Origin of the sequence: Halohasta litchfieldiae, from assembly GCF_002788215.1 — an archaeon.
In the GTDB taxonomy this organism is placed as follows: domain Archaea; phylum Halobacteriota; class Halobacteria; order Halobacteriales; family Haloferacaceae; genus Halohasta; species Halohasta litchfieldiae.
Window position 1 is genome coordinate 865,008 of the sequence record NZ_CP024845.1, and the last position, 23,204, is coordinate 888,211.

Genomic DNA, 23,204 nt, shown 5'->3' on the forward strand with positions numbered 1-23,204 from the left:
CCGACGGTCTCACTCAACGTGGGTTTCGAGAAAGTCGACGACCGCGCGGTAGGCCTCAATCCGGTTTTCGAGTTTGGTAATGCCGTGGCCCTCGTCCTCGAAGACGAGTTTGTCGACCGGAACACCCTGCTTGCGGGCCTTCTCGACGATCTGTTCGGCCTCGTCGACCGGAACCCGTGGATCGTTCGCCCCATGTAGGACGAACAGCGGCGCGTCGATTGCTTCGACCCTGTTGATCGGCGAAATAGATTCGAGGAACTCCCGATCCGCCGCAAGCGAACCGTACTCGGCCTCCCGGAGCTCGCGCCGCCAGTCGCCCGTGTTTTCGAGGAACGTCACGAAGTTGGCGATGCCGACGATGTCGACACCGGCGGCCCACAGCTCGGGATACTCGGTCATCGCCGCCAGTACCATGAAGCCGCCGTATGAGCCACCCATTGCGACGATCCGGTCGGGGTCGACCGCGGGATGATCGTGAAGCCACTCGACGGCAGCTTTGATGTCAGCCACCGAATCCATCCGGTTTTCGACGTCGTCGAGCGACGCATACGATTTGCCGTAGCCCGATGACCCCCGAACGTTGGGTTCGAACACCGCGTAGCCGTGGGCCAGTAGGTACTGTTTAACGCTGTTGAACGAGGGTCGACGCTGGGATTCTGGACCGCCGTGGATGTCGACGATGACTGGTGTCTCGCCCGAGCCGGTGTCCGTATTGGGCAGCGAGAAGAACGCCGGAATATCTCGTCCGTCGAACGTCGGATAGTGGACTAACTCAGATTCGACAAAGGTGTCTCTGGGTATCCCCGCGGTCGGCGCATCGGTCCAGCGTTCGGTCTCGCCGGACTTGATGTCGACGACGTGAAAGTTCGCGTTCTCCGTGTCGCCCGTGACGGTGACCGCAAACTGGTCGCCCTCCGGGCCAAAACTGACGCCGCCGGAGACAGCCTCCGGCAGGTCCGGATCGGGAAACGGATCGATCCGATCGGGAGCAACGATCTCGCCGGTGGTCCACTCGGTGTAGCCCTCGACGTTGCGACCGTAGACGATTCGACGGCTGTCCTCGTCGACCGCCAGTCCGCCGACGTTCCACTCGTCGCCGGTGTGATGCTCTCGGCGTTCGGTCTCGACGACGGAGAACTCCCCGGAGTCGACGGCGAGGCGTTCGAGTCGAAGCGTGTCGGTGTTTCGGTCGGTGACCAAGTAGATGTTCTCGCCATCCGGTCCCCAACTGGGACTGCTGTAGCGAACCGACCCCTCGTGGGGCGCCAGGTGATCAATCTCTCCCGAGTCGATATCCAAGACGTACAGGTCCTGATCGTAGCCGGAGTAGGCTTGTTGGACGATGAGTCGACTGTCGTCGGGACTCCAGCCGGCGAGGCTGAGCCAGCCGTCGCCCTCGAAGATCAACTCGGCCTCGTCGCCGACCGCGTCACGGTCCTGTATATACACGTCGAACACCGACTCCTCGCGGCGGTTCGACGTGAAGGCGAACTGCTCGCCGTCGTGACTCCAGCCGCCCCATCGGTGTTTGGCGTCGGGATGCTGGGTTAGGTCGACGATCTGGCCGTCGGTGAGATCGAGCCGGTGGAACTGGGTGCGTTCGTTGCCGCCGACGTCTTTGCCGAATATGATCTCCTGTCGTTCGGGCGAGTAGGAGCCGAAGGTGACCCGTTCCTCGAAGAACGTGTGTTGGTCGGGCCAGCCACGAGGCGAGGTAAGGCTCCAGAGCTGTGGGGTGCCGGTCGTGTTGAGCCGGAAGCAGAGCCGGTCGCCCTCCGGGCCGAAGCTCGCCCCGAAGGCGCTGCGGACGTTGAGATAGCGTTCGATGTCGTACACAGGCGTTTGTTGGGGGCTGTCGACAAACCGTTTCGGGTCGTATCGGGGGGGTTTTTACTGCCCGCATCCCTCGGGCAGGACAATGCGTGTCGCGTTTGTCTCGATGTATACGCTTCACACGCGTGACACCTCTGTGACCCGCCGACTGGCACGACTGTCGGGCCTGCTGGCCGACCGGGGCCACGACGTCCACGTGCTCTGTGGCCGGTGGTGGGACGGCTCACATCCGACGTTCGAACAGGACGACATCACCTATCGAGCGGTCGACGGGGATTTCTCCTCGCGCCTGTTCGTCTCCAAACTCCCGTTTGCACTCCGCAGAACCAAGCCGGATATCGTCCACGTTCCGAACAGCCCGGTCGGCCACGGGCGGGCGGCGAAGGCCGCCTGCCGGCTGCTCCGCGTCCCGCTGGTCGTCGACTGGTGGGCCGACCAAATCGACGAATCCGACGGCGACTACCGAAAACTCGCCCGCAGCGCGGACGTGATCGTCGCCCCCTCCGAGACCGTCAAAACAATCGTCCGCGAACACGGTGGACCGGAGGACGCCATCTCGGTGATCCCACCGAGTATCGATTTCGACCTGGTTGAGTCAAGCGACGTCGACAACCGGTTCGACTACGTCTACAGCCGTCGACTCGACGCCGATGCCAACGTTGAGACCTTTCTGCTCGCGCTGGCCGAACTCCGCACCCGCGAGTGGCGCGCCGCCGTCATCGGCTCCGGCCCAGCATTGGAAGGGGCTAAACGCACCGCCAAAGACCTCCGAATCGGAGACCGAATTGCCTTCCTCGGCGAACTCCCCGAGGCAGAACGCGTCCCGATTTTTAAAGGCGCGCAGGTGTTCGCACAGACGGCCACTCACGAGCCGTTTGCGGCTGAACTGCTCTGGGGGCTGGCCTGTGGCTGTGTCGGCATCTCCGAGTATCAGGTCGACTCGGCGGCCCACGAACTAATCGAACACAAATCCCGACTCCCCGGAACCCGCGGCAGTCTGGTGTCGACGCCCCAAGAACTGGCCGACGAAATCATCGCCGCCGAAATGATGGACCACGAGACGGTCAATCCCAACTACGAGCAGTACGACCACGACCCGATCATCGACCAGTATCTCGAGTGTTACGAGGCCGCGATAGAAGACTACGGGTTCTTTTAACGGGTAATCGGTCTTTACCGGGTGACTCGATCTGGTAGTCGATGGCTACGCGCTTCTCTCGAAGCGTATTCAGCCGAACCTCACTCGTATCGCTTGCGCTCGGCGTCGACCACATCGCCACCCAACTCACTGAACGCTCGGGCAATCGCCCCCATCTCCCGCATACACTGGCTCGTCGAGGCAAAATCGAGATCTGACGCCACTGACTCCCACGGCTCACCTTGCACCACTTTCCGAACGAGCAGTCGTTCTTGACGATCCGAGAGATCAGCCGCCGACTCGAACAGCTGGGCCATCGCCAGTCTGTGGAACAGGTGCGGGGCAGCCTCGTAGGTGCCCGGCCCGTAGCCGACACCCGCAATGAGTTGCCACTCCCTGTCGTCGAACGTCTCGGCGATGTCGCCCCCAGACGAACCGGTTGCCGCCAGCGCCTCCCGAACGACAGCCGCATCGAGGTCCGACAGCATGTCGCTCAGCATGGTCCCGATCCGGTCACGGAACCAGTCGACGTGACGATCCGTGAGTGCCTGTCCCGCCGCCGAACAGGGCCGCAACATGAGCGCGGAGTGTTCACCGCTCCGGTCGTTGGCCGTGATCGAGAGATGGACCGTCCGATAGCCGTTGGATCGCCAGAAATCCAGCAGTTGCGGCGTCGCCCCGTAGCCGACGCCGAGCCAGTCGACCGTCTCGCCGAACTCCTCGTAACAACGGTCCAGAAGCTGCGAGCCCAACCCTCCAGAGCGGACCGCGTGGTGGGTGGCAATCCGCATCACACGGTAGCCCACCGGCTCGGCGGCAGCCTCGTCTCTGAGTTGGCTCGTCAGCACGTCCGGCAGCATATTGCCACGGACGCGTTGGCCCTCGTACATTGCAGCACGCAGGTCGGCATCGAGCCCGCCCTCGCGGGCCAGCACAGCAACCGAGACGACGTGGCCGTCGTGTTCGAGTGCGCGAATCTGGAGGTTGGGCGCATCGAGCAGTCGAACCAGATCGGTCGGCTCCGTTCGGTAGTGGGCGACTACTAATAAGCCGAACACTGACCGCAGGAGCTGTTCGTCGTCGGCTAACTCGTCGGCAGTCAGCTGTCGGTAGCTGACGCTTTCAGGGGTCGCCCCGGCGGCAAGCTGGTCGACCGGCGGTTGGGCGTCGAGCAGGAGTGTCCGAAACAGCCACGATTCAACGGGATCACCGCGAGCATAGCGGATCGGTTCGTGGAGTTCGATGGCGTCGACAGTGTGCTCGCTCTCGGCCAGCCGGTCGCGGAACCGAACGTCGAAACCACGGCCGGTTCCCTCGTAGCCGTGGACAGTGGTACAGAACGCCACCGATGGGGCCGCCAGTAGGTCTTCAAGCAGGTCGACCGGAATCGCGGCGGCCTCGTCTGCGATGACTATGTCGACCTCGCTGGCGAGTGCTGTTGCTTCCGGTGGCGTCCGGAATCGGATGCGACCGTCAGTGGTAGTCGAAAGTCGCGGTTGGGCCGTGTTTGCGGCGGTCGACAGCACGCCGAGTTGGTCGAGGAGTCGCTCGGCACGCGTGAACAGCGCGGCAGTGTTGTCGAAGGCGGGAGCCGTGACTAGCACATCCCGGCCAGCCGCCGCCAGCGAGCCAGCGGCCAGTCCGGCCGCGCTCGATTTTCCGCGTCCCCGGTCGGCTTCGAGGACGACCGCGTGGCCCGGCTCCGAGAGCGCCGCAAGGTGGGCGACCGCACGGGCCTGATCGGCGGTCAGACAGGCCTCGAAGGCGACAGTCGGGAACGGGGTGTCAGTCCTGGTGGATGGGTTGGGTGCCGACCGTGACTGCTCGATGGCCGGGTGGCTGAGCCCATCACGCTCGACGGTGACCGATAGCGACGCCTCGGGAGTACCGTCGGTCTCGACGGTGGCGATGGCGATACCCGGATGCGTCGTGAGTGTCTCGACCAACCGCTGGCGAAACCGGTTGCCAACTGCACTGCGGTCGAACGGTGGGACCGCAACTTGGTCGACGAGCGCATCGAGTTGGTCGGGGATCTCATCGAGCGGCGGGGTGAGGACAACGAGGAGGCCGCCGCCGTCGACCGCGCCCGTGACCTGACCGAGCGTGTTGGCCGAAAAGTCCTCGTGGCAATCCAGAACAACGATTTCTCGGGTGGTGCCGAGCAGTTCGTCGGCTTTCGAGGGCGGCAGGCGAGGGTAGCGGAACCCCTCGCGGGTAGTGACGAGACTGACTTCTTCGGAGTCGATATCGGTCGACTCGATTGTGGAGTAGGCGGCATCGATCCCCGCCTCGCGGTTCCCGGCCAACACCAGCAGTCGACGCTCGTTGGTCCGGCGGGCTTCCGCGTGCAGGTCGCCGACGAGCGCGGCGAGTGTCATACGAGGGGTTTTGATAGCCGAAACAAGGCTCTTTCCCTGTCGACGGCCCACGGCCATCGCTCGACAGGTGGATCAGGCCGATCAACCACTGAGAGCCGAACTGTCGTACGTAGTTTCAGCCATATGGAAACATATGTACGTAAAGTGGTGAAAATAGTTATGTGGAGCAGTCGACATCGCAGAAAGCTAGTTATTAGTGGCTTACGAGTGGCCCAAACGCCTTTTCGGCTGGGCGTGGGCAACGTTATTTGACTGACACATGTGTTACAACTTCTCAGAAAAACTGCGGCGGGCAGTACCGACACAGTGGGCAACCGCTCCCAAGGCAATTGTCGCTGATTCACAGCAGAACGGTCCAACTGACCAGCCGACTGCGGGCGACGGGTCGCGCGGTTCCCCAACGGGTTCGGGTCGACTGCTCACGGATGGTGGCGAGTCGGAGTCCGACGACGAGGACAGCGAGAGCGACGGAGCCGACGAGGAGATGGCCCCGCCCGAACAGGAAGGTGAAGCAGGTGAAGAACCCGAGGACGAAGAAAGACAAGAGGCCGAGGAAGGGGAACAAGAAGGACAAGAGGCTGAAGAAGCAGAAGAGACTGAAGAAGGTGACGAGGAGATGGCCCCGCCCGAACGTGAGGGTGAAGCAGGTGAAGAACCCGAAGCAGAAGGCGAGGAGGCAACGGAACAAGAGCAACCGGAAGTCGAAACAGAAGGTGAGGAAGCCGAAAGTGAGGTAGAAGAAACCGTCGACGTCCCCCAGAGCGATGTCGAAAGCGTAGGTGCTGAAGAAGACGAGAGCACGACGGTGCTGTTCCTCGACCTCTATGGGCTGGATCTCGACCTGCTTGGCCTCGAAATCCAGCTTCATCAACTCGTGTTGGATGTGTTTGCGACCGAAGGCGACGGAAACCTGCTGGGGAATCTCCTATCGGGAGTTGCTGGCCTCGGTGACGGAGATCTGCTTCCCAGTGGATTGTCGGATATGATGCCGGAAGACGGCCTTTCAGGGATGCTCCCCGGTGGAGACAAAATTAAAAACACGCTCGGCCTCGGTGGGGGCGGCGAGAGCGAAGAAGGAGAAGGGCAAGACGGAAAAGAAGGCCAAGAAGGCGAGGAGTCCGGTGGGTTCCTCTCGTCGACAGCCAGTAGCATTCGGGAGTCGGTTCCCAGCCTGCCGGTCAAACAGCTCCTGATCGAGGTCATCGCCGGGGTGATCAAACAGCTGCTCGAATCCCCCGAAAAGGAATCCGGCGAGGAAGCCTCCGGTGAGGGGTCATGAGCGACACGAACGGGCGGATCGACTACAGTCGACTGGTCGGCGATATCGATTTCGGGACTGCCTTCGAGGGGACGCGATTCGAACAGTACACCGACACCGAAAACGGACTCGGCAGTATCCTCGGCGGCTGGCTCGGGGCGATCCTCGGTCGGTTTGTCGGCATGGCACTCGGAGAAGTCGCCCAAGAACTGCTCGTCGACGAGCTATTCGGGGGGCCGGAGGACGACCAAGCGAGCGGCCAGAGCGATGGTGGCGACAAATCAACGGAATCAACCAACAGCGAGGAGACCACGGACGAAGCGAGTTCGGACGAAGAGACTGCGGAGGCTGAGACCGAATGAGCGCCCTCGAATCCACAGTCAGGAGTGACACACCATGAGTGGCAGCAAGACACTCGATCTGATCCAAGAGAACCTTCCGGACAGTCTTCGTGACGAACTGAAAGAAAGCGAGTTGGCCACGCAGGTCGGCGGCAGCTACGGCGAGCAGGCCGGTCGACGGGTCGGCCAACAGGTCGGTGCGGAGGTCGAAGAACGGTTTCGGGAGCGGCTCAACGCCGGTACAACTGTCGGTCGTGCACTGAAAGACGCACTCACATTCCTCCCGGCAGCGATACTCCACGCGCTGCGAGGCGGAACCTCACCGGGTGGTGTCGTCTCCGATCTCAAAACGGAGCTCAAAACGGAGCTCAGATCGATGGTTACGGAGACGAAAGACGAGGGGAGCGAAACGGCCGCTGAGGGGGCACAAAAAGCCGGAGAGACTGCTGGCGACACGGTCTCGGAGGGTGCAGAGTCGGTTCCGGGACTCCCCGCCAGCGCCGACCAACTTCGGCAGGAGACGATCCGAGATCTGCTGGACGTGATGTCCTACCGTGAGCTCCAATCGACGGCCAAGCAAGTCGGCGTGAAAGCCAACCAGAGCCACGAGGAGATCGTCGACGACATCGTCGACCACTTCGCCGAGCGGAAGGAGGGCGACGAGGGGACCGAATCCACCGAAACAGAATCCGAGTCCTAACGATGGCCGACGACACCCAACAGCAGGTCGACGGCCTGCTCGCTGATCTCGCAGCGGCGTTCGTCGAGGACAGCCAGCCCGACCCGGAGACGGTCAACGAGCTTGTCGACCGAGCCGACGAGATCGTGTCGACAACCGATCTCACAACGCTCCTTGCCGCAGCCGGTATCGGCAACGAGGATGCGCGTCCCGAGTCGTTGCCAGCGGCGGTCGCCGACGGAGAGCCGGAAAACGTCGCCGCGCTCCGGTCGCTCCTGACGGCCTCGAAGCTGTCGACTGCCGACGAGGACCGCGAGGAACTCGTCGACGAGCTGCAGTCGCTCGTGGAGACGACACAGAGTGAGCCACCGGCTGCGGCTGAAACGACCAACGACACTGGAGACGTAGCTGAGACGACTACTGCTACCAACGAGGAGACAGCGGCGACCGAGACAGAAGCTGAGAGTGACAAAGAGTCGTCTCCGATCCGAGAGCTCCTCCAGTCTCAACTCGAAGAGACCAACAGTATATTTGATCAGATTCCGGACCTAGAGGCGCTCACTGGCGGTTTCGACGAGGACGACGAGAACACGGAGACTGCCGATGAGGACGAGAGACGAGATGACGAGCAGTCGACCAGAAACAGCGATGGCACACGCTGGCGGCCCGGCGGCGGCAAACAGCGAACGACCCATTCGACAGTTCCCAGTTCCCGTCGACGAGACATCGGTCGACGACCGGGGCGGTTTTCCTCGGTGCGTGGGTCGACAGTCTCGAAACGGTAAGCGACAGAATCAGTGCTGGCTGGGGCCGGTGTCGCTGCGTCGGTATTTTTCGAGTCGACGGTAGCCGATGACCTCACCGGACTCGTCGAGTTCGATCTCGTACTGGCCGAGGATGTCTTGGGTGTCGGGAACCGACCGGCGTTCGATGATCTCGACCACCGCGCGCCAGTTGTCGTCGTTCCGTGAGACCTCGATAATGCCGTCCAGCCCGCGGCCGATCACGTCAGTCGACAGCTCGATGACTTGATTCCGAACCTCGATAATGCTCGCCGTGTCACCCTCACCGTCAAGTGAGGGCGTCGACTCGTCTGCTTGGGGGTCGACCCCGATATCGCCCGTCTGTTCGGCGACGGCCTCGTCGTCGGCTTCGATTGTGGCAGGCTCTTCAGGCGTCTCTTCGTGCTCTTGGCTCTCGTCTGCGTCTTGTGCTTGGCTTTCGTCGGCGGCTTCCTGCTCGTCGCCGTCGTTTTCAGCAGCCGCCTCGCTTTTATCAGTCGACGTCGACCCGGAGTCCGAAGCAGAATCGGGATTGGAATCAGAATCGGCCTCGCTCGCTTCTTCGCTTTTGTCGCTCTCGTCGGAGGCTTCCTGCTCGGCCCCGCCATCTGTGAGTAGTACTTTGGTTCTGTGCGTGTTGGATTCGTCCCTATCGTCCGTGAAATCGTGTACCATGGTTCGTGTATGTAATATCAAAACCGATGTGCTGGTGACGGGGACCGCTTGCGTAAGGCGTCGCTCCGGTGGTCTACGTTGCTTCGGGGTACTGTGCCTGGGTGGCTGGCGTTCGCCGGATTTCGAGGTCCTGGAGGTCCTCCAGTGTTCCCTCCTCGGTCACCTCTTCGAGTTTCGATATCTCGGCGGCGTAGTGGAGGAACGTGTCGACCGAGGCCACCACAACTCGGGCTTCGACCGTGAGAATTTCGATCCCCACAACTGAAATCCGTGCCCAGATATCGATGACAACACCTTTGTCGAGGATGCGGTCAAGTACGTCCGCCAAACTGTCTGCTCCGGGTCGGTCTGATGCCATACTACAAGGAACACCTGTCAGGTATTTAGGTATCGTGGCCACAGAAGTCGAATATCCGTTTCAATCACCTATACTACCGGAAAAACACATTTTTAGACTGTTCAGAAAAGGCTTTATTCACCACTTCATACCAGTTCCCCGTCACTATTTAGCACGTCGGGGTTCTACAGTTTACGAGAAACCGATGAGACACGAATGGTTCCCCCCAGAAAACGCCCTGTACTGTCGACTGATCGCTCGGGTTGCTCGGCGGGACTGACCATGAGTTCGAACCGCTACACCTACGGCGTCATCGAGCAGGGATCACTCGATGTCGACGTCACAGGAGTCAACGGCTCCGAGCCGATCCGAACCGTCGACTACCGCTCGCTGTCGGCGGTTGTCAGCGATATCGAGGAGATGGACCCCGAACGAACCGACGAGAACGCCACCGCCCACGATGAGGTGCTGCGGGCGGTCCTCAAGTCGGATGGTGGCCGCACAGTCGTCCCCATGCGGTTCGGCATGGTATTTAAAACTGAGAACGCGCTCAAAAACATCCTCAGAAACGGGCGGGTGGCGTTCCGACGCTCGCTCAATGATCTCGACGGGATGGTTGAACTCGGCGTGAAACTCGTCACAAAAGAGGGGTCGACCGTCGACCGACCGGCAGTCGTCGAGGATGTCGCCACGCGACTCCGCGCGGCCGCAGATACCGAAGCGGGTAACGATCTGTACAGCGACCGGTTGGTGTTCAACCGTTCGTATCTTGTCGAACGGGACGACCAGACCGCGTTCGATGATATCGTAAGCGAGATCGAGACTGAGTACGGCGACGATCTCCACGTCCAGTACAACGGGCCGTGGGCCCCCTACAACTTCGTCGACATCGAGATCGGCACGGAGGGTCGCTGATGTTCGTTATAGACGACCTACTTATCAACCCCTTTGTCTCGATTATGGAGGCAGTTCATTCGATGGCGATCAGCGAGCTGTACGACACCACCGAGATCAAAAACGAAATCAAGGAAAACAGACTGCTGTACGAACTCGGCGAGCGGTCGGAAGCCGAGTACGAACGGCTGAACGACGACCTCGAAGCACAGCTCGAAATCGCGCGCGAGGCACACGAACAGACACGCGGCAAAGTCGAGGTCATGAGATGACAGACACCCCACCACCCGGCGACCGAGATACCGACCAGTCCGATCAGCCAGACCAGCCCCGATCAGGAGACCCAGACTCCAGACGAGGCGGCGTCTCGGGACTGCTCAGACAGCTCCTCGAAACGATCCAACGACTCGACGAGGGCGGACGCTCAGTCGAGCAAGGTCAGGGCCGTCGACGCTCCGGTAGCACCGCGTTTGAGTATGAGTACAGTGTCAATATGGGTCTCGGAGAGGCTGAGACAGCCGACAACACGGCCCCAGCCACTGAGCCGGACCACCCCGTCAGTGTCCAACAAACGCTCGATGGAGCGAGTGTGACAGTCGACCTTCCGGCGGTCGACCCCGAGACGCTCCGTGCAGGAGTGACTGGTCGACGGCTCGTGGTAGCGGCCGACGACGAGCGACTGGCGCGTGTCACGCTTCCCGAGGATCACTACACGGTCCGGTCTGCCACCTACAACAACGGCGTCTTGGAGATCCTGCTGGCAGACAGCGACTCGGAGGTGATCGTCGATGACTGAGTCGGACGACGACCTGCTCGATGTGGAAGCGGTCGACGATCTTGACCTCGACGACCTCGACAGCGTCGACGAACTCGATACTGAGGAGCTGCCGGACGCCAGTGAGCTCGATCTCACGCAGCTTGGTCCGCTTGTCGAGGGGGCACAATCGCTCCTTGAATCGATGACAGAAGGCGAGGATGATCCATCAGCAGGGAAACTACAGGCTCTCCTTCACCTAGTGAATCTCATCCAAGGCGTTCTCACGACGACCGATACCGACGAACTGCTCGATACCGTCGACCTCGATGAACTCGATTCGGTTGTCGACCTCGACTCGCTGCCGGAGGCGCTCGAATCCGGGAATGTTGGCGATGCAATCGAACTCAAAAATCTGCGTAAACTCATCGAGTTTGGCCAGCTGTGGGATGCGGTCGACCTCACCGAACTCATGGGGTCGAAAGACGAAATCACCGACACAGTTGGCGTACTGACTGGCGACGACGAGGAGGGCGAGGGCGGTCTGTTCAGTAATCTGGAGCTGGGAGATATCACTGGCGGCGATGAAGACGGCGAACTGGGTGCTCTCACGGACCCAGAGATGATCCAGGCGGCGACACAGGCCCAACTCGACAGTGCAATCGATGGCTTTCGGGATCTACTGATCGAAACGCACGCCCGACTTGACGAACTTCGGGAAGCCAATCAGGCCCGGTTCGACGGCGTCGACCAGCCCAGTTCGCGGAACCCCACGGCTGTCTCGACAATCACGACACACCGTGGCCCGCCGAAAGACGCCTCCCGGACCTCGACAGTGCCACGAAACGTTCGGCACTCAACAGGGCCGAGTCGACGCCGGATCTACGGTCGACGGTTTACACGCATGGTTGAACAAAGAACAGTCGACGACGCCGAGACTGACGAGGAACCGGTCAACGAAGAGACCGCTCGTGAGGAGCAGACGACTGGCGACCCAGTCGACGAAGAAGCGGCCGAAAAGGGAGGTGAGGACCGATGAGTAGTGGTGGCCCAATGCGACAGAAAGACAGCCTTGCGGATGTCGTCGAGATGCTGCTGGACAAGGGGATCGTCGTCAACGCCGATATCATCGTCACCATCGGCGAAACCGAACTCCTCGGCATCCATCTCCGGGCCGCAATCGCCTCCTTCGAGACGGCCGCCGAGTACGGCCTGGAGTTCCCTGACGGTACTGACACTGAGCGAATCGAGGAGGTCACGGGTCGACGGAACCATCTCGAAACGATTCAGGCGACCGGTGGTGAGCCGGATATCGTCGACGAGAACGACGAGACCGCAACGTGGACCGTCCGGCCGCCGGTGGTCGTCCGCGAAGACGACGACGGCAAATCATCACTCACTCCGGACGACGAATCGGACGAGGCGGCATCCGAAGCTACTGACGCGGGTGAGTCGGGGTCGAAATCCGAGACGGAGACAGCGTCGACGGAGGAGGCTGATGGAGGCGATTAATCTCGACGGCAACGAGGCCAGCGACGGGCTGCTGTCGTTGGTGATCGCGATTGTCGAACTCCTGATCGAAGCGCTCGAACAGGAGGCCATCCGCCGGATGGAGTCCGGCTCACTGACTGACGAGGAGATCGAGCGCCTCGGGACGCAGTTGGCCGCGCTGCACGAGGAAATCGACCAACTCAAAGCCGACAGTGGTATCGAAGACGACGTCTCACAGCTTCGGACCAGCCTCTCGGATCTCGTCGAGGACGCTCTCGAACGCGTCGACGAAGACGAGCCACACCCCGGATTCGCGTTTCTCGACGATGTGAGCGCGCCGTCGCCGGAGCAGCCAGCCGCTGGGTCGACCGACCAGCCGGAGGAGCCGGAATGACCGACATCGAGCAGGGGCGGTATCTGTACTGTCTGGTGTATACGCCCGGTGTCGACCCAGCCAACCCCGAGTGGTCGACCGAGGGAATCGAGGACGAGCCGGTGTCGGTCATCACTGCCGGAGACGTTGGCGCAGTCGTTCATCCCTGTGACTCACTGTACGACACTGACGACCCCCAGACGATTCAGGGGTGGCTATTGAGTCATCAGGGGGTCGTCGACGAGGCAGGCGAGGTCTTCGGGACGCCGATCCCGTTCCAGTTCGACACGATCCTGACCGGTGGTGACGAGTCGGTCCGCGAGTGGCTACAGTCCGAATCCGAGCGACTCGAACCCGAACTGTCGGCGCTGTCGGGCCACTGGGAGTACCGCGTCGAGATCACCCATCACGAAGACGCCCGTGCGGCACTCAGCGAGGCCGACGAGGAGTTGTCGACGCTCCAGACGAAGATCGACGACGCCGAGTCGGGGACCGCCTACCTGCTCGAACAGCAGTACGAAAAGGAGCTTCAAAAGCAACTCCGCCAGCACCGCCACCAGCAGGCCCAGTCGGTCGCCGACCGGATCGCCCCCCACGTTTCGGCCCTCGAATCGCTTGGCAAACGACGGTCGACGGGAGTCGGAATCGAAACCGGGCAGGATGACGAAACCGAGCCGATTGCCCGGTTTGCGGTGCTGGCGACCGACGAGGGAGCCGAGGCGCTCGGCGAGGAACTCGACGAGATCGCCGCCGAGCCGGGTGTCGAGGTCCGGTTCACCGGGCCGTGGCCACCCTACACGTTCGCCCCGGAGATCGACAGCGGAGGTGGACATGGAGCCAACAGCTGAGTCCGAAGACGTGATCGTCGACCTGCTGGATGTGTTGCTGCAGAAGGGCGTCGTGCTTGAGGCCGATGTCGTCATCGGGATTGCCGACATTCCGCTAGTGGGGATCAAACTCCGGGCGGCGATTGCCGGGCTGACGACGATGCGGGAGTACGGCATGTTCGAGGAGTGGGATCTCCAACAGCGTCGACAGCGGCGTTCGCATGCGTTGCAGCCCGGTGGGTCGCTGACTGGTCGACCGAATCCACAGCGGCCGCGGGAGGAGGCGCAGACGCGCGGTGGACGGCCTGAGGGAAGCAGTCGACCACGTCACGGAGATCGATCAGCAGGGAGTCGTCGACCGGCTGGTAGTCCGGCTGAGGAAGAGTCAGTCACTGGTGAGGATAAGGGAGTTCTCGACAGGAGCGGTGACACAGACCGAGAGAAGTAGTTCGATTGAGAGTGATGGCACTCGTTGGTCATCAAGAGAAGTCGACGCTGAAGCTAACCAATATAAAAATGGAATGGGACTGCCGAGAGTCGAACTCAGGTCCTACGGACCCCATCCGCAGAGGATACCACTACCCCACAGTCCCGCATGCATCGAAACGCGAGTGAGTTGTTTAAGCCCTTCGCTTCGCTGAGGACGCCCCTGTCGTGCGGTTTGCACACTGTAACCTATCGCCCAAACCACTCACAGATCGTTTCGTGGGCCCCGATCACCATCGAGGGGACGACGATCATAAACAGGTGTTCCTCAAGGGGGATGCCAGCGATGTCGACGCCAGTCCGAAGTGGGATCTCGAAGACGCCCACGTCGAGGGTGTAGCGATCCCAGAGGTAGCCGAGGGGATACAGCGCGAGGATCGTCCGGGCGGCGCGGCGTTCCGAGCCGCTACGGCGGAGCAACACGGCGGCGACCAGCCCCCACAGCAGCTCGGTCACGAGGTAGGTGTAGTCGCCGAACACCGAAATATCGCGGTTCATACACCGAAAGGTCGACACAGCCGGAAAAAACTCCGGACACTTTGAAGCACACTAAGACCGAACGAACAGTGAGACCAACGGACAGCGAGGATGAGGGGCCGCAAGTGATTATTTGTATTTTGGACGCTCAGACCACAATTCTGACTCAAATATGAGCTTTTTTGGTGTATCTGTGCTTGACTCAGTGCCCAATCCAGTGGAAACGGTTCGATCTTTAACTTCCATCTTATACGGTACTGCTTCACACGACAATATAAAGATTTTGTTCGATAACTTATATATTACAGTGGTCAGATACGCAGCTACGACAGAGGGGCTTTTTGAGCGTTCGTGGCTAAAATCTGCCAACTAAATATCGCCGAAACAGTCGAACAGAGATTTATTTCAGTCCCAACAGAACTGGGCACTGATGACAAACAGCGTCGACCCATATGAGATGGAGATTCACGACGAGTTCGTTCCCGAAGAGCTGTTTTCGGAGTTCTTGGCCACGATGCCACAGGTGTGTGTCGAGTTGATCGTGGAGACCAACGAGGGAATCCTGCTCGCCAAGCGGGAGATTGACCCCGACATCTGGTTTTGGCCCGGCAGCAGAGTATATAAAAGCGAAGAGCTGGAGGCGGCCGCCCATCGGGTTGCCGACGAGGAGTTAGGGATTGACGTTCGGATCGACGATCAGTATGGCCCATACACACATTTCTGGAACTCCAGTCCGGCCGATGGGGCCCCGAGTCGACACACCGTCAACACGGTCTACCACGTCACACCGTCGACGGAGTCCTACGAGATCGAGTTAGACAACCAGCATTCGGCCTCTCGGTTTCTGACGACCATCGAACCGGATCTCCACGAGTACGTACAGCTGTATCTCCGCGACAATGACCTGCTGTAGTTGTCACCCCTACCTCAGAGGTTGGAACCACGCCGCAGCCACGAGCACGGCCAAAAACACGTACGATCCCCGAATTAGCAGCATCGTCGCCTGCTTTTCGGCGGCCCGACGCGAGACCACAAACACCGCGCCAAACGCCACCGGCGCGAGCGCGGCAGTCGGCGGGAAGACACCGAGCCCTGCCAAGAGGACCACCGCCGCCATCCCAGCGATCATGAACCAGTGGGCCACCTGTCTGGCCCGCTGTCGACCAAGCACCACCGCCACCGTTCGCTTGTTGATCGATTTGTCGTAGGCGTAGTCGGTGGCGTCGTCGACCGTCTTGATCCCACACAGAATCGTCGTAAACACCAGCGCGTACGCGACGACAGGGAGCGTCAGCGTCGACGTCTGGACGTAGAACCCGCCGAGCAGGGCAATGCCGATCCCTGCAGGGTAGCCCGCGGTCGCGCCCACAGGGTGGAGATCCAACTGCGGGGCGTGATTGTAGCCAATCAGCCACCCCGGCACCGTAATCAGGGCGGCAATCGGGTCGACTAGATACCAGAGCGCGGCACAGCCAGCGAAAAACGCTGCCGAGGCTCCAACGAGGCCGACTCGACAGCCGCGAGCCGACAGCGGATGGTCGTCGTCTTCGCCCCGAAGGTGGAAGTCGACGTAGCCGTCTTTGACGTGAGCGACGTACAGCGCACAGAAGGCCGTCGCCATATGGAGCACCGCAAGGGGGAGCGCGAAGTCGACTGCCAGCACCGCGCCAAAGGCTGAGGCGGCCACTGGCGGCAACATAAACACTGGATGGATCTGTGAGAGAAAGGCGTCGAAAGCCGCAGCCGGACCGGTTCCATGGCGGGCGAGTGACATATGCTACGTATCACGCATATCAGCAAAGAGTGTTCTGCCGGATCGAACGAGGAATCCGGCTCACCTGACTGGTGGCGTGAGGGTCAGACCAACACGCGTTCGAGGTCGACGACCGTCCCACTCTCGGCATCGGGATCGCCGACCATCGTCCCGAGACAGACAGCACTCTCATCGGGCGTATAACAGGCGACAAGCGCGCCGTCATCGATCTCGGAATCGGCACTGATCACACCCGGTGCATACACCGGTGCACCGGTGGCAACCTCGCGGGCCGCGGAGGGTGCGATCTCGACACTGGGGAGGTGTCTCAGTGCACGCTCGGCAGGCTGCACGATCTCTCGCAGGAGATCCTCATATCCATCCTCTGTCGCAAAGGTAAGCGCGTCGGTGAACGACTGGAGGTTGACGAGCGAGCTGTCGTCGAAGGGGTCGGTCGCGGTCCGCCGCAGATGCCCCATATGTGCGCCAGTGCCAAGAGCCAGTCCGAGGTCGTGACAGAGCTTTCGGACATACGTCCCGCTCTCACACTGCATCCGAATCAGCGCCTGTCGATCTGTTAGGTCGAGCAGTTCCAACTCATGGATCTCTCGAACGCGCAGTCGACGACTCACTGCGCTCTTTCGCGGTGGTTTCTGATACAGTGGAGCCTCGAACTCGTCAAGCACCGATTCGAGGTTCGTGGGGGCGTGTGCGTGGAGTTCAAGGACCGAGACGTACTCCTTGCGGCCTTCGAGAAACACTTGGGCCATCCGGGTTGCATCGCCCAAGAGCATCGGTAGGCAGCCAGTAACTTTCGGGTCGAGGGTTCCGGCGTGGGCCGCACGGTCGACAGGTGGCATATCGGGATCGAGGTCTGCGACAGCCTCCGCTGTGAGATCTCGGACCCAGCCAGCGACCTGGTGGGCCGACGGACCGGCGGGCTTGTCGAGGTTGACGACACCAAACGAAAGCAGTTCAGCGGCCGAACGCTCCTCGGGCGGGGCACGAAGCAGATCAGTCATCAGTGAGAAGTCGACCTGTCATAGTTAGAAATCGTAGACGACGCCTTCGACTGGCTCTTTGCCCTCGTCGGTGTCGTAGTCGTAGGACTCGACGGCGGTAGCGAGCGTTTTCTGCATCGATTTCGGTCCCCAACGAGCCGTGTTGCAGGTGATGTCGTAGATCGTGAGATCCGCAATATCGATGTTGTAGTACTCCTTATACCGGAGGGCCTCGCTGTTTTCGCGGCGTGTTGTCTCTTGGCGGGCGACCTCAACCGGTTTATCCTCGCGGTCGGCGATGCGCTCGGCGCGAACCGTCCGAGGGGCATCGAGCCAGATCTTGATATCGGCGTGATCGGCGGCCAACCAGCCAGCGAGGCGAGACTCGAGAAGGAGATCGTCGCGTTCGAGGGCGATCTCTCGGAGTCGACGGTCGAGATCGCGGTCGATCTGTTCGTCCTCTTCGGCCAACTCGTTGAACTCGACGGGGGTGTAGCCCCGCTCGTCGGCAAGCTCCCGAAAAATATCGCCGCCGCTGACGTGCGCAAGCCCGAATCGCTCGGCGAGTGCAGCGGCGTTCGTGCTCTTGCCGCTGCCGGGCGGCCCAGAGACGGTTAGTAACATACTACCTCTCTTGGGGTCCGGCTAAAAGAGATTGTCCTTCGGCACCGCCATGGGCTGTGGTGGCGTCGCATACGGCGACGGGTCGAACTGAGTTAGGAGAGTTGGGCCGCAATATCGGCTTCGGTAATGATGCCGACCGTCTCGCCGCCCTCGGTGACCATGACTGCCTTGTAGTGTTCCAGCAGGTTCCGGATCTCGTCGACGGTCGAATCGGTCGCCACCGTGGGGAACGACTCGCTCATGACCTCACTCACGGGGTGATCACCCACGTCTTCACCGGCCCGAATCACGTCGCTTTGGCTGATCGAACCGACCGGGATCCCGCTCTGGAGGACCGGCAACTGGGAGTAGGCTTCGGCCTTCATCGTCTCGATAGCCTCCCGAACCGAGTCGTCGGGCGCGACGTTGATCACGGCTTCGTGCATTAGATCCGCGGCGCGGACGACTTCGCCTTCGGCCTCATCTAAGGCGTTGACGATCCGGCGGAGCGTCGACAGCCGCGGGTCGACATCCCCACCCTCTATCCGCGCGATCAACGGCTGGGAGACGCCAGCCGACTCGGCGAGCGAACTCTGAGTGAGCCCAAGGGCGGTCCGTCGCTCCCTGAGATCCTGTGGCGTCGGCAGTTCCATACCGCCTATTACTCGAAGTTATTTGAAAAGCTTTCGTCAGAGGCAGTCGACGGTCGGCTGAACCGACCGGACTGGTCGTTACTGGTAGGTTCTCAGCAGCAAGCCGCGTTACTGGTCGTCGTCTTCGTCGGGGTCGGTCTCTATGACGTCGATCACCGACAGTGGGACGTCACGGAGCGCACCGCCGACTTCGCTTTTGGCGATTCGGGAGGCGTGTTCGACGCTGTCGGCATTGAAGATGTCGATCTCCAGCAGGAGACCGATGAGGGCGGTGTCGGCCGCAATGAATCCCGAGTCAAACGGTTCGCCGCAGGCCGGACAGCCGGTGACGCCGACCTCGACGTCGACGTACTCCTTGCCCTTCTCGTTGAGCCGCTTGCCCGCAGAGCTCACCGCGACCCCGATAGCATCGTCAATATCCTCGACATCGCGCACCAACCACGCCGCCTCCATCGCAACGAGATAGTTACTCATTGTAGAGGCTGGGGGCTCTGGGGTTTCGTGTCTTGTGGTTCGGTTGCGCCACGACACGCGCTGTCAGTCGACACGACAGTCACCGCCACAAATAGGCGCAAGGAAGCCACTAGATTCCCATAAGTTATGGCTACCTCTCGGGTTAGCCACGCTGTTTACACCCGACATCCCGAGGATGCACTATGCAACTTGCAGTTCGAACATTTCTAGTTGAATCGCAAGACAGCGGAGGGGTGGCTGGACCTGCCCAGGAGGCACATTTATATAGGAGGGGCAGAGCCACACAGGTACGGTTATGATTGAATCGGTTACGCGTTTCACCGTGTTTGCCCTGTACCAGCTCACCGTCATGTTCGGTATCCTCCTGCTGCCGGTTGCATTTGCAGCCCGTCGACTCGGGATTCAGCTCCCAATCGGCGACCTCATCGAGCGGTTGGATTCGGCCTACGCCCAGACGGCTAACTAACTTCCAGAGCGGAACGACGACTGTTTGTCCCACAAATTACTACATTCATCCTCGCCCAACTAGGGGTATGTCAGTTCGAAAACTACTCGGCTCGGCTCTCGCTGGCGTCGGTGGCCTCGTCGCGCTCAACCGTCGACTCCGTGCTCGCGCTGGGGAGCTACCACCAGCACTCGATGGCAACCAGAATCAGTATCGGTGGCGTGGCATGGACGTCGCCTACACCGAGGCTGGCGACCCCGACGATCCGAACCTCGTCTTGCTTCACGGAATCAACGCTGCGGCCTCCAGCGGCGAGTTCCGCGAGGTGTTCGCCGACCTCGCCGAGGAGTACCACGTCATTGCCCCTGATCTCCCCGGCTTTGGACGCTCCGACCGCCCACCGCTCAACTACTCTTCGACCTTATATACCGAGTTCGTCGACGATTTTCTCGCCGAGTTTGAGTCGCCTGCAGTCATCGCCTCCTCGCTGACGTGTGCCTACACGCTGGCCGCACTGACCGAGGGCCGCAGTGACCACGCAATCAGCGATTTGCTCTGTATCTGTCCGACCGCCATCGCCGGTCCCGAGCCACCGAAGCAGTGGCTCCGGGAGTTGATTCGCGCCCCTGTGATCGGCGAGGGACTGTACAATCTCATCGCGTCGAAACCCTCGATCCGGTATTTCAACGCCGACCACGGCTACTACGATCCAACGAAGGTGACCGAAGCATGGCAGGATTATGAGTGGCAGACGGCCCACCAGTCGAACGCTCGGTTCGCTCCGGCCTCGTTTATCAGTGGCTACCTCAACAGCGACATCGATCTCGCGGCGGCGATTCAGTCCCTCGACGTGTCGACGACAATCGTCTGGGGCCGAGACGCCGACATCACACCGCTCTCGGAGGGCCGGGAACTCGCCGACGAGGCGGATGCGACGCTCGTCGTCTTCGATCAGGCATATCTTCTGCCGCACGTCGAGTTCCCCGCAGAGTTCCTCGCAGTCGTCGACAACTGGATCGACGCCGATAGTGCGGTGGCCTCGACTGACACAACCGCAAACTAACTCAGGCAGGCCGGAAGACGACGAGTCGGTCCTCAGTTGTGTCTCGGGTTTCGACAGTGACCCCGACCTCGTCGCCTGTGTCGACTGTCTCGTGGTCGACGCCGCGAACGATCCCAGTGAGTGCGACCGGACCGAAGTCGACAATCGCACTCACGTACGGCGTATCGTCGGCAAACTTCTCGGCGGCGACGTGGACGACGGTGTAGGTGTCTATGTTGCCGGTCTCGGGCAGCGGCTCCTCGGAGAGGTCGGTCGACCCCGAATGGGGACAGACCCGCCGTGGCGGCAGCGAACCATGGCCCTCGGGTGATTCCAGATAGAACCCCTCCCCGGCGTCGATGGCGTCGAGCCACTCGTCGTAGGTGGCTGGCTGTAGCTCGTCGGTTGGTGCCGCGTGGTCAGTCATTGGTCGACCTCCAGAACGTGAACAACTGCGCTGGCAACCGTCCCGCCCGCGTTGTGGCTGACACCGACAGTGGCGTCGTCGACGGCGTCACTGTTCGGATGGTCACCACGGAGCAGACGGGTGATCTCGGCGATCTGACTCCCGCCGGTCGCGCCGACCGGATGGCCCTTGGCTTTCAGGCCGCCTGAGAGGTTGATCGGTGTCTCGCCGTCGGGGGTCGTTTGTCCCTCGCGCGCTGCGGAGATTCCCTCGCCCGGCTCGAACAGCCCGAGACCCTCGATTGCCAGTACTTCGGCGATGGTAAAGCAGTCGTGAACCTCCGCGAAGTCGACGTCTTGGGCCGTGATTTCGGCATCGGCATACGCCTCCTCGGCGGCAATTTCGGTTGCCGGCGTCTGGGCCATCTGCTGGCGGTCTTGGAGAGCGAGATTGTCGCCGCCCTGTCCGCTGCCGGTGATCGACACCGGAGCCTCGACGCCGTGTTCCTCGGCATACTCCTCGGAGACCAGAAGGATAGCACTCGCACCATCTGTGATCGGACAGGCATCATACAGGTGGAGCGGGGAGGCGACAGGTGGACTATCGAGGGCTTGGTCGACGCTGATCTCCTTTTGATACTGGGCGTACTCGTTTTCCAGTGCGTTGGCGTGGTTTTTGACCGCAATGTGGGCTAGATCCTCGCGTTCGCCGCCGAATCGGTCGAAGTAGGCCCGTGCCATCAACGCGTAGGCGCTTGGGAAGGTGACGCCAGCCCGAACCTCGTACAGTTCGTCGGCCGCAATCGCCAGCGCGGCGGTCGCCTGACCGGTGTCGAGAGTCGTCATTCGCTCCATCCCGCCGGCGAGAATCACATCGGCCTCGCCGGAGCGAATCGACCGGACAGCCTCCCGGACAGCGACACCGGCTGAAGCACAGGCCTCCTCGTAGCGAGTGGCCGGACAGCTGAGTCCGGCGGCTTCGGCCATCAGCGGGGCCTGATGGCCCTGATGCTCGGCGAGGGCACCCATGAAGTTGCCGTAGTTGAGCTGGTCGACCGCATCGCGGTCGACGCCAGCGTCCTCGAAGGCCGCCAGCGCGGCCGCCGCAAACAGCTCCCGGCCAGCACGGTCACCATGGGCACCGAACGGAGTCAGCCCGACACCAGCGATTCGGACAGTGGTCATACCGGTGGGTCGCACTGAGAGTGGTAAAAGCTTGGCTCACTCCTCGGTTGGTGTGACTACACGCCTGACTAGTCGGTGCGTGTGCCGATACAACAGGGAGACATAGTCGACGGCTACCGGAACGGTAATGAGAGAATACGAGGAGTAGTCAGCCGATATATCGGAGATCGTCGTCGCCCATCACCTGCTGTTGTTGTTGGGACTGCATCTCCTGTATCTTGCCGACGACTTCCTCCATCTCCTCGGCGCGGTCTTCGAGGGAGCTAAAGTCGACCTCGAAACCGATGACCTCTTGGAGGACTTCAAGAACAGCCTGTGCGCTTTTCGGGTCGACCAGATAGCCGCTGGTTTCGCCCATCAAACACGTGGCATTCATGCCACGTCGCTCGCCGAGTCCGAGTAGGAGGCCACTAACACCGACAATGCCGCCGGCAGGCTCGTCGGCACGGAACTCGACATCGGCGGCCTCCAAAGTCTCTTTGAGATCTGCGTTCGTCACGGCTCCCAGCACCGTGTATTCCTCGACGAGTTCGCCGGTGGGGACGCCGCCGAGCGCATAGGCGTGGTCGACGCCGAAGCTCTCGGCAACGTCGAGAAACGCCGAAGTGAGTTTGTAGTGGCCAGCGTTTGTCGAGGCCTGATGGTCACCTGTCAGTACGAGGAGATCCGGACTGTCGCCGGGCGTCTGAATACCGTGGAATTCGGCCGCGGTGAGCTCGGTCACGCCCTCGTCGTCGACCGTTACCTGTGGGGGGAACTCGTCGGCGTAGACGCGGCGAACACACTCGCTGTCGAACTCCTCGACGAGGTGTTCGGCGACGAGTTTGCCGATGTGACCGACACCCGGCAATCCTTCGATAAGAACGGGATCGGAGAGAGAACGCTCCGCAACGTGTTCGATATCGATGTCGTCCATGGAG

29 protein-coding genes and 1 tRNA gene are annotated in these 23,204 nt (G+C 61.3%); 16 read left to right on the forward strand and 14 right to left on the reverse strand.

All coding sequences use genetic code 11. The features are described 5' to 3' along the window. Nucleotides 1-9: 9 nt before the first annotated feature. Nucleotides 10-1,836 (reverse strand): S9 family peptidase, encoded by a 1,827-nt coding sequence (locus HALTADL_RS04375; protein WP_089671682.1) that lies wholly within the window; start codon nt 1,834-1,836, stop codon nt 10-12. Between the two features lie 82 nt (nt 1,837-1,918). Between HALTADL_RS04375 and HALTADL_RS04380 the strand changes: the two genes are divergently transcribed. Further along, complete coding sequence (locus HALTADL_RS04380) at nt 1,919-2,992, forward strand: glycosyltransferase (RefSeq protein ID WP_089671681.1); 1,074 nt, start codon at nt 1,919-1,921, stop codon at nt 2,990-2,992. A gap of 80 nt (nt 2,993-3,072) precedes the next feature. Here the strand turns inward: HALTADL_RS04380 and tmcA are convergent, their stop codons facing one another. Beyond that, on the reverse strand, nt 3,073-5,349 hold the full coding sequence (tmcA, locus tag HALTADL_RS04385; protein WP_089671680.1) for a tRNA(Met) cytidine acetyltransferase TmcA: 2,277 nt from the start codon (nt 5,347-5,349) through the stop codon (nt 3,073-3,075). Nucleotides 5,350-5,608: 259 nt separating this feature from the next. Here tmcA and HALTADL_RS04390 point away from each other — a divergent pair, with 259 nt between their 5' ends. Genes HALTADL_RS04390 through HALTADL_RS04405 form a run of 4 tightly spaced genes read left to right on the forward strand, consistent with a single transcriptional unit; the run spans nt 5,609 to nt 8,412 of the window. Further along, nucleotides 5,609-6,628, forward strand: a complete 1,020-nt coding sequence (locus HALTADL_RS04390; protein ID WP_089671679.1) for a hypothetical protein — start codon at nt 5,609-5,611, stop codon at nt 6,626-6,628. Continuing rightward, a complete protein-coding gene (locus HALTADL_RS04395) occupies nt 6,625-6,969 on the forward strand; it encodes a hypothetical protein (RefSeq protein ID WP_089671678.1) in 345 nt (114 codons plus the stop codon). The genes HALTADL_RS04390 and HALTADL_RS04395 overlap by 4 nt, the downstream gene beginning before the upstream one ends. Nucleotides 6,970-7,003: 34 nt before the next feature. Continuing rightward, nucleotides 7,004-7,648: a hypothetical protein gene (locus HALTADL_RS04400; protein ID WP_089671677.1), complete on the forward strand. Its 645-nt coding sequence runs from the start codon at nt 7,004-7,006 to the stop codon at nt 7,646-7,648. A gap of 2 nt (nt 7,649-7,650) precedes the next feature. Further along, a complete protein-coding gene (locus tag HALTADL_RS04405) occupies nt 7,651-8,412 on the forward strand; it encodes a hypothetical protein (protein WP_089671676.1) in 762 nt (253 codons plus the stop codon). A gap of 9 nt (nt 8,413-8,421) precedes the next feature. Here the strand turns inward: HALTADL_RS04405 and gvpO are convergent, their stop codons facing one another. Both gvpO and gvpA read right to left on the reverse strand, forming a co-directional pair. After that, nucleotides 8,422-9,084: a gas vesicle protein GvpO gene (gvpO, locus tag HALTADL_RS04410; RefSeq protein WP_089671675.1), complete on the reverse strand. Its 663-nt coding sequence runs from the start codon at nt 9,082-9,084 to the stop codon at nt 8,422-8,424. Nucleotides 9,085-9,157: 73 nt separating this feature from the next. Further along, nucleotides 9,158-9,442, reverse strand: coding sequence for a gas vesicle protein GvpA (gvpA, locus tag HALTADL_RS04415; protein WP_089671674.1), 285 nt, complete (start codon nt 9,440-9,442; stop codon nt 9,158-9,160). Nucleotides 9,443-9,703: 261 nt separating this feature from the next. Here gvpA and HALTADL_RS04420 point away from each other — a divergent pair, with 261 nt between their 5' ends. The 8 genes from HALTADL_RS04420 to gvpM are packed head-to-tail and all read left to right on the forward strand — an operon-like array spanning nt 9,704 to nt 14,208. Next, nucleotides 9,704-10,336 (forward strand): GvpL/GvpF family gas vesicle protein, encoded by a 633-nt coding sequence (locus HALTADL_RS04420; RefSeq protein ID WP_089671673.1) that lies wholly within the window; start codon nt 9,704-9,706, stop codon nt 10,334-10,336. Continuing rightward, complete coding sequence (gene gvpG, locus HALTADL_RS04425) at nt 10,336-10,587, forward strand: gas vesicle protein GvpG (RefSeq protein ID WP_089671672.1); 252 nt, start codon at nt 10,336-10,338, stop codon at nt 10,585-10,587. Before HALTADL_RS04420 ends, gvpG begins: the two co-directional genes overlap by 1 nt. Then, nucleotides 10,584-11,111: an Hsp20/alpha crystallin family protein gene (locus HALTADL_RS04430; RefSeq protein ID WP_089671671.1), complete on the forward strand. Its 528-nt coding sequence runs from the start codon at nt 10,584-10,586 to the stop codon at nt 11,109-11,111. The genes gvpG and HALTADL_RS04430 overlap by 4 nt, the downstream gene beginning before the upstream one ends. After that, complete coding sequence (locus HALTADL_RS04435; protein WP_089671670.1) at nt 11,104-12,108, forward strand: hypothetical protein; 1,005 nt, start codon at nt 11,104-11,106, stop codon at nt 12,106-12,108. The genes HALTADL_RS04430 and HALTADL_RS04435 overlap by 8 nt, the downstream gene beginning before the upstream one ends. Further along, nucleotides 12,105-12,581: a gas vesicle protein GvpJ gene (gene gvpJ, locus HALTADL_RS17995; protein WP_089671669.1), complete on the forward strand. Its 477-nt coding sequence runs from the start codon at nt 12,105-12,107 to the stop codon at nt 12,579-12,581. The genes HALTADL_RS04435 and gvpJ overlap by 4 nt, the downstream gene beginning before the upstream one ends. Continuing rightward, the gene (locus HALTADL_RS04445) at nt 12,568-12,954 is read left to right on the forward strand and encodes a gas vesicle protein K (protein WP_089671668.1); all 387 of its coding nucleotides are present in this window, start codon (nt 12,568-12,570) and stop codon (nt 12,952-12,954) included. The genes gvpJ and HALTADL_RS04445 overlap by 14 nt, the downstream gene beginning before the upstream one ends. Continuing rightward, complete coding sequence (gvpL, locus tag HALTADL_RS04450; RefSeq protein ID WP_089671667.1) at nt 12,951-13,781, forward strand: gas vesicle protein GvpL; 831 nt, start codon at nt 12,951-12,953, stop codon at nt 13,779-13,781. The genes HALTADL_RS04445 and gvpL overlap by 4 nt, the downstream gene beginning before the upstream one ends. Continuing rightward, nucleotides 13,765-14,208 (forward strand): gas vesicle protein GvpM, encoded by a 444-nt coding sequence (gvpM, locus tag HALTADL_RS18000; RefSeq protein WP_089671666.1) that lies wholly within the window; start codon nt 13,765-13,767, stop codon nt 14,206-14,208. The genes gvpL and gvpM overlap by 17 nt, the downstream gene beginning before the upstream one ends. A 74-nt stretch (nt 14,209-14,282) precedes the next feature. Here the strand turns inward: gvpM and HALTADL_RS04460 are convergent. Together HALTADL_RS04460 and HALTADL_RS04465 are read right to left on the reverse strand one after the other, a co-directional pair. After that, nucleotides 14,283-14,353: transfer RNA gene (locus tag HALTADL_RS04460), tRNA-Pro, on the reverse strand. A gap of 82 nt (nt 14,354-14,435) precedes the next feature. Then, a complete protein-coding gene (locus tag HALTADL_RS04465) occupies nt 14,436-14,744 on the reverse strand; it encodes a lycopene cyclase domain-containing protein (RefSeq protein WP_089671665.1) in 309 nt (102 codons plus the stop codon). Nucleotides 14,745-15,153: 409 nt separating this feature from the next. On the opposite strand from HALTADL_RS04465, the gene HALTADL_RS04470 reads away from it, so the two are divergent. After that, entirely contained in the window at nt 15,154-15,636 is a 483-nt protein-coding gene (locus HALTADL_RS04470; RefSeq protein ID WP_089671664.1) for an NUDIX domain-containing protein, read from the forward strand. A gap of 9 nt (nt 15,637-15,645) precedes the next feature. On the opposite strand, the gene HALTADL_RS04475 is transcribed toward HALTADL_RS04470, so the two are convergent. The 5 genes from HALTADL_RS04475 to HALTADL_RS04495 all read right to left on the reverse strand — a co-directional run bounded on the left by HALTADL_RS04475 (nt 15,646) and on the right by HALTADL_RS04495 (nt 19,207). Next, nucleotides 15,646-16,497, reverse strand: a complete 852-nt coding sequence (locus HALTADL_RS04475; RefSeq protein WP_089671663.1) for a UbiA family prenyltransferase — start codon at nt 16,495-16,497, stop codon at nt 15,646-15,648. A gap of 83 nt (nt 16,498-16,580) precedes the next feature. Further along, on the reverse strand, nt 16,581-17,489 hold the full coding sequence (locus HALTADL_RS04480; protein ID WP_177171914.1) for an RNA-guided pseudouridylation complex pseudouridine synthase subunit Cbf5: 909 nt from the start codon (nt 17,487-17,489) through the stop codon (nt 16,581-16,583). Nucleotides 17,490-17,522: 33 nt separating this feature from the next. Then, the gene (gene cmk, locus HALTADL_RS04485) at nt 17,523-18,101 is read right to left on the reverse strand and encodes a (d)CMP kinase (protein ID WP_089671661.1); all 579 of its coding nucleotides are present in this window, start codon (nt 18,099-18,101) and stop codon (nt 17,523-17,525) included. Nucleotides 18,102-18,193: 92 nt separating this feature from the next. After that, nucleotides 18,194-18,733 (reverse strand): CBS domain-containing protein, encoded by a 540-nt coding sequence (locus tag HALTADL_RS04490; protein WP_089671660.1) that lies wholly within the window; start codon nt 18,731-18,733, stop codon nt 18,194-18,196. A gap of 108 nt (nt 18,734-18,841) precedes the next feature. Further along, the gene (locus HALTADL_RS04495; RefSeq protein ID WP_089671659.1) at nt 18,842-19,207 is read right to left on the reverse strand and encodes a DUF555 domain-containing protein; all 366 of its coding nucleotides are present in this window, start codon (nt 19,205-19,207) and stop codon (nt 18,842-18,844) included. 295 nt (nt 19,208-19,502) lie between these two features. On the opposite strand from HALTADL_RS04495, the gene HALTADL_RS17630 reads away from it, so the two are divergent. Then, nucleotides 19,503-19,673, forward strand: a complete 171-nt coding sequence (locus HALTADL_RS17630) for a hypothetical protein (RefSeq protein WP_177171913.1) — start codon at nt 19,503-19,505, stop codon at nt 19,671-19,673. A 67-nt stretch (nt 19,674-19,740) separates the two neighbouring features. Continuing rightward, on the forward strand, nt 19,741-20,715 hold the full coding sequence (locus HALTADL_RS04500; protein WP_089671658.1) for an alpha/beta fold hydrolase: 975 nt from the start codon (nt 19,741-19,743) through the stop codon (nt 20,713-20,715). A 1-nt stretch (nt 20,716) separates the two neighbouring features. Here HALTADL_RS04500 and HALTADL_RS04505 read toward each other — a convergent pair whose 3' ends face one another. The 3 genes from HALTADL_RS04505 to HALTADL_RS04515 all read right to left on the reverse strand — a co-directional run bounded on the left by HALTADL_RS04505 (nt 20,717) and on the right by HALTADL_RS04515 (nt 23,200). Then, a complete protein-coding gene (locus HALTADL_RS04505) occupies nt 20,717-21,121 on the reverse strand; it encodes a Zn-ribbon domain-containing OB-fold protein (RefSeq protein WP_089671657.1) in 405 nt (134 codons plus the stop codon). Then, nucleotides 21,118-22,284: a thiolase domain-containing protein gene (locus HALTADL_RS04510; protein WP_089671656.1), complete on the reverse strand. Its 1,167-nt coding sequence runs from the start codon at nt 22,282-22,284 to the stop codon at nt 21,118-21,120. The genes HALTADL_RS04505 and HALTADL_RS04510 overlap by 4 nt, the downstream gene beginning before the upstream one ends. Before the next feature lie 148 nt (nt 22,285-22,432). Further along, nucleotides 22,433-23,200 carry a proteasome assembly chaperone family protein gene (locus HALTADL_RS04515; RefSeq protein WP_089671655.1) on the reverse strand — a complete coding sequence of 256 codons (768 nt, stop codon included), beginning with the start codon at nt 23,198-23,200 and terminating at the stop codon, nt 22,433-22,435. Nucleotides 23,201-23,204 lie beyond the last annotated feature (4 nt).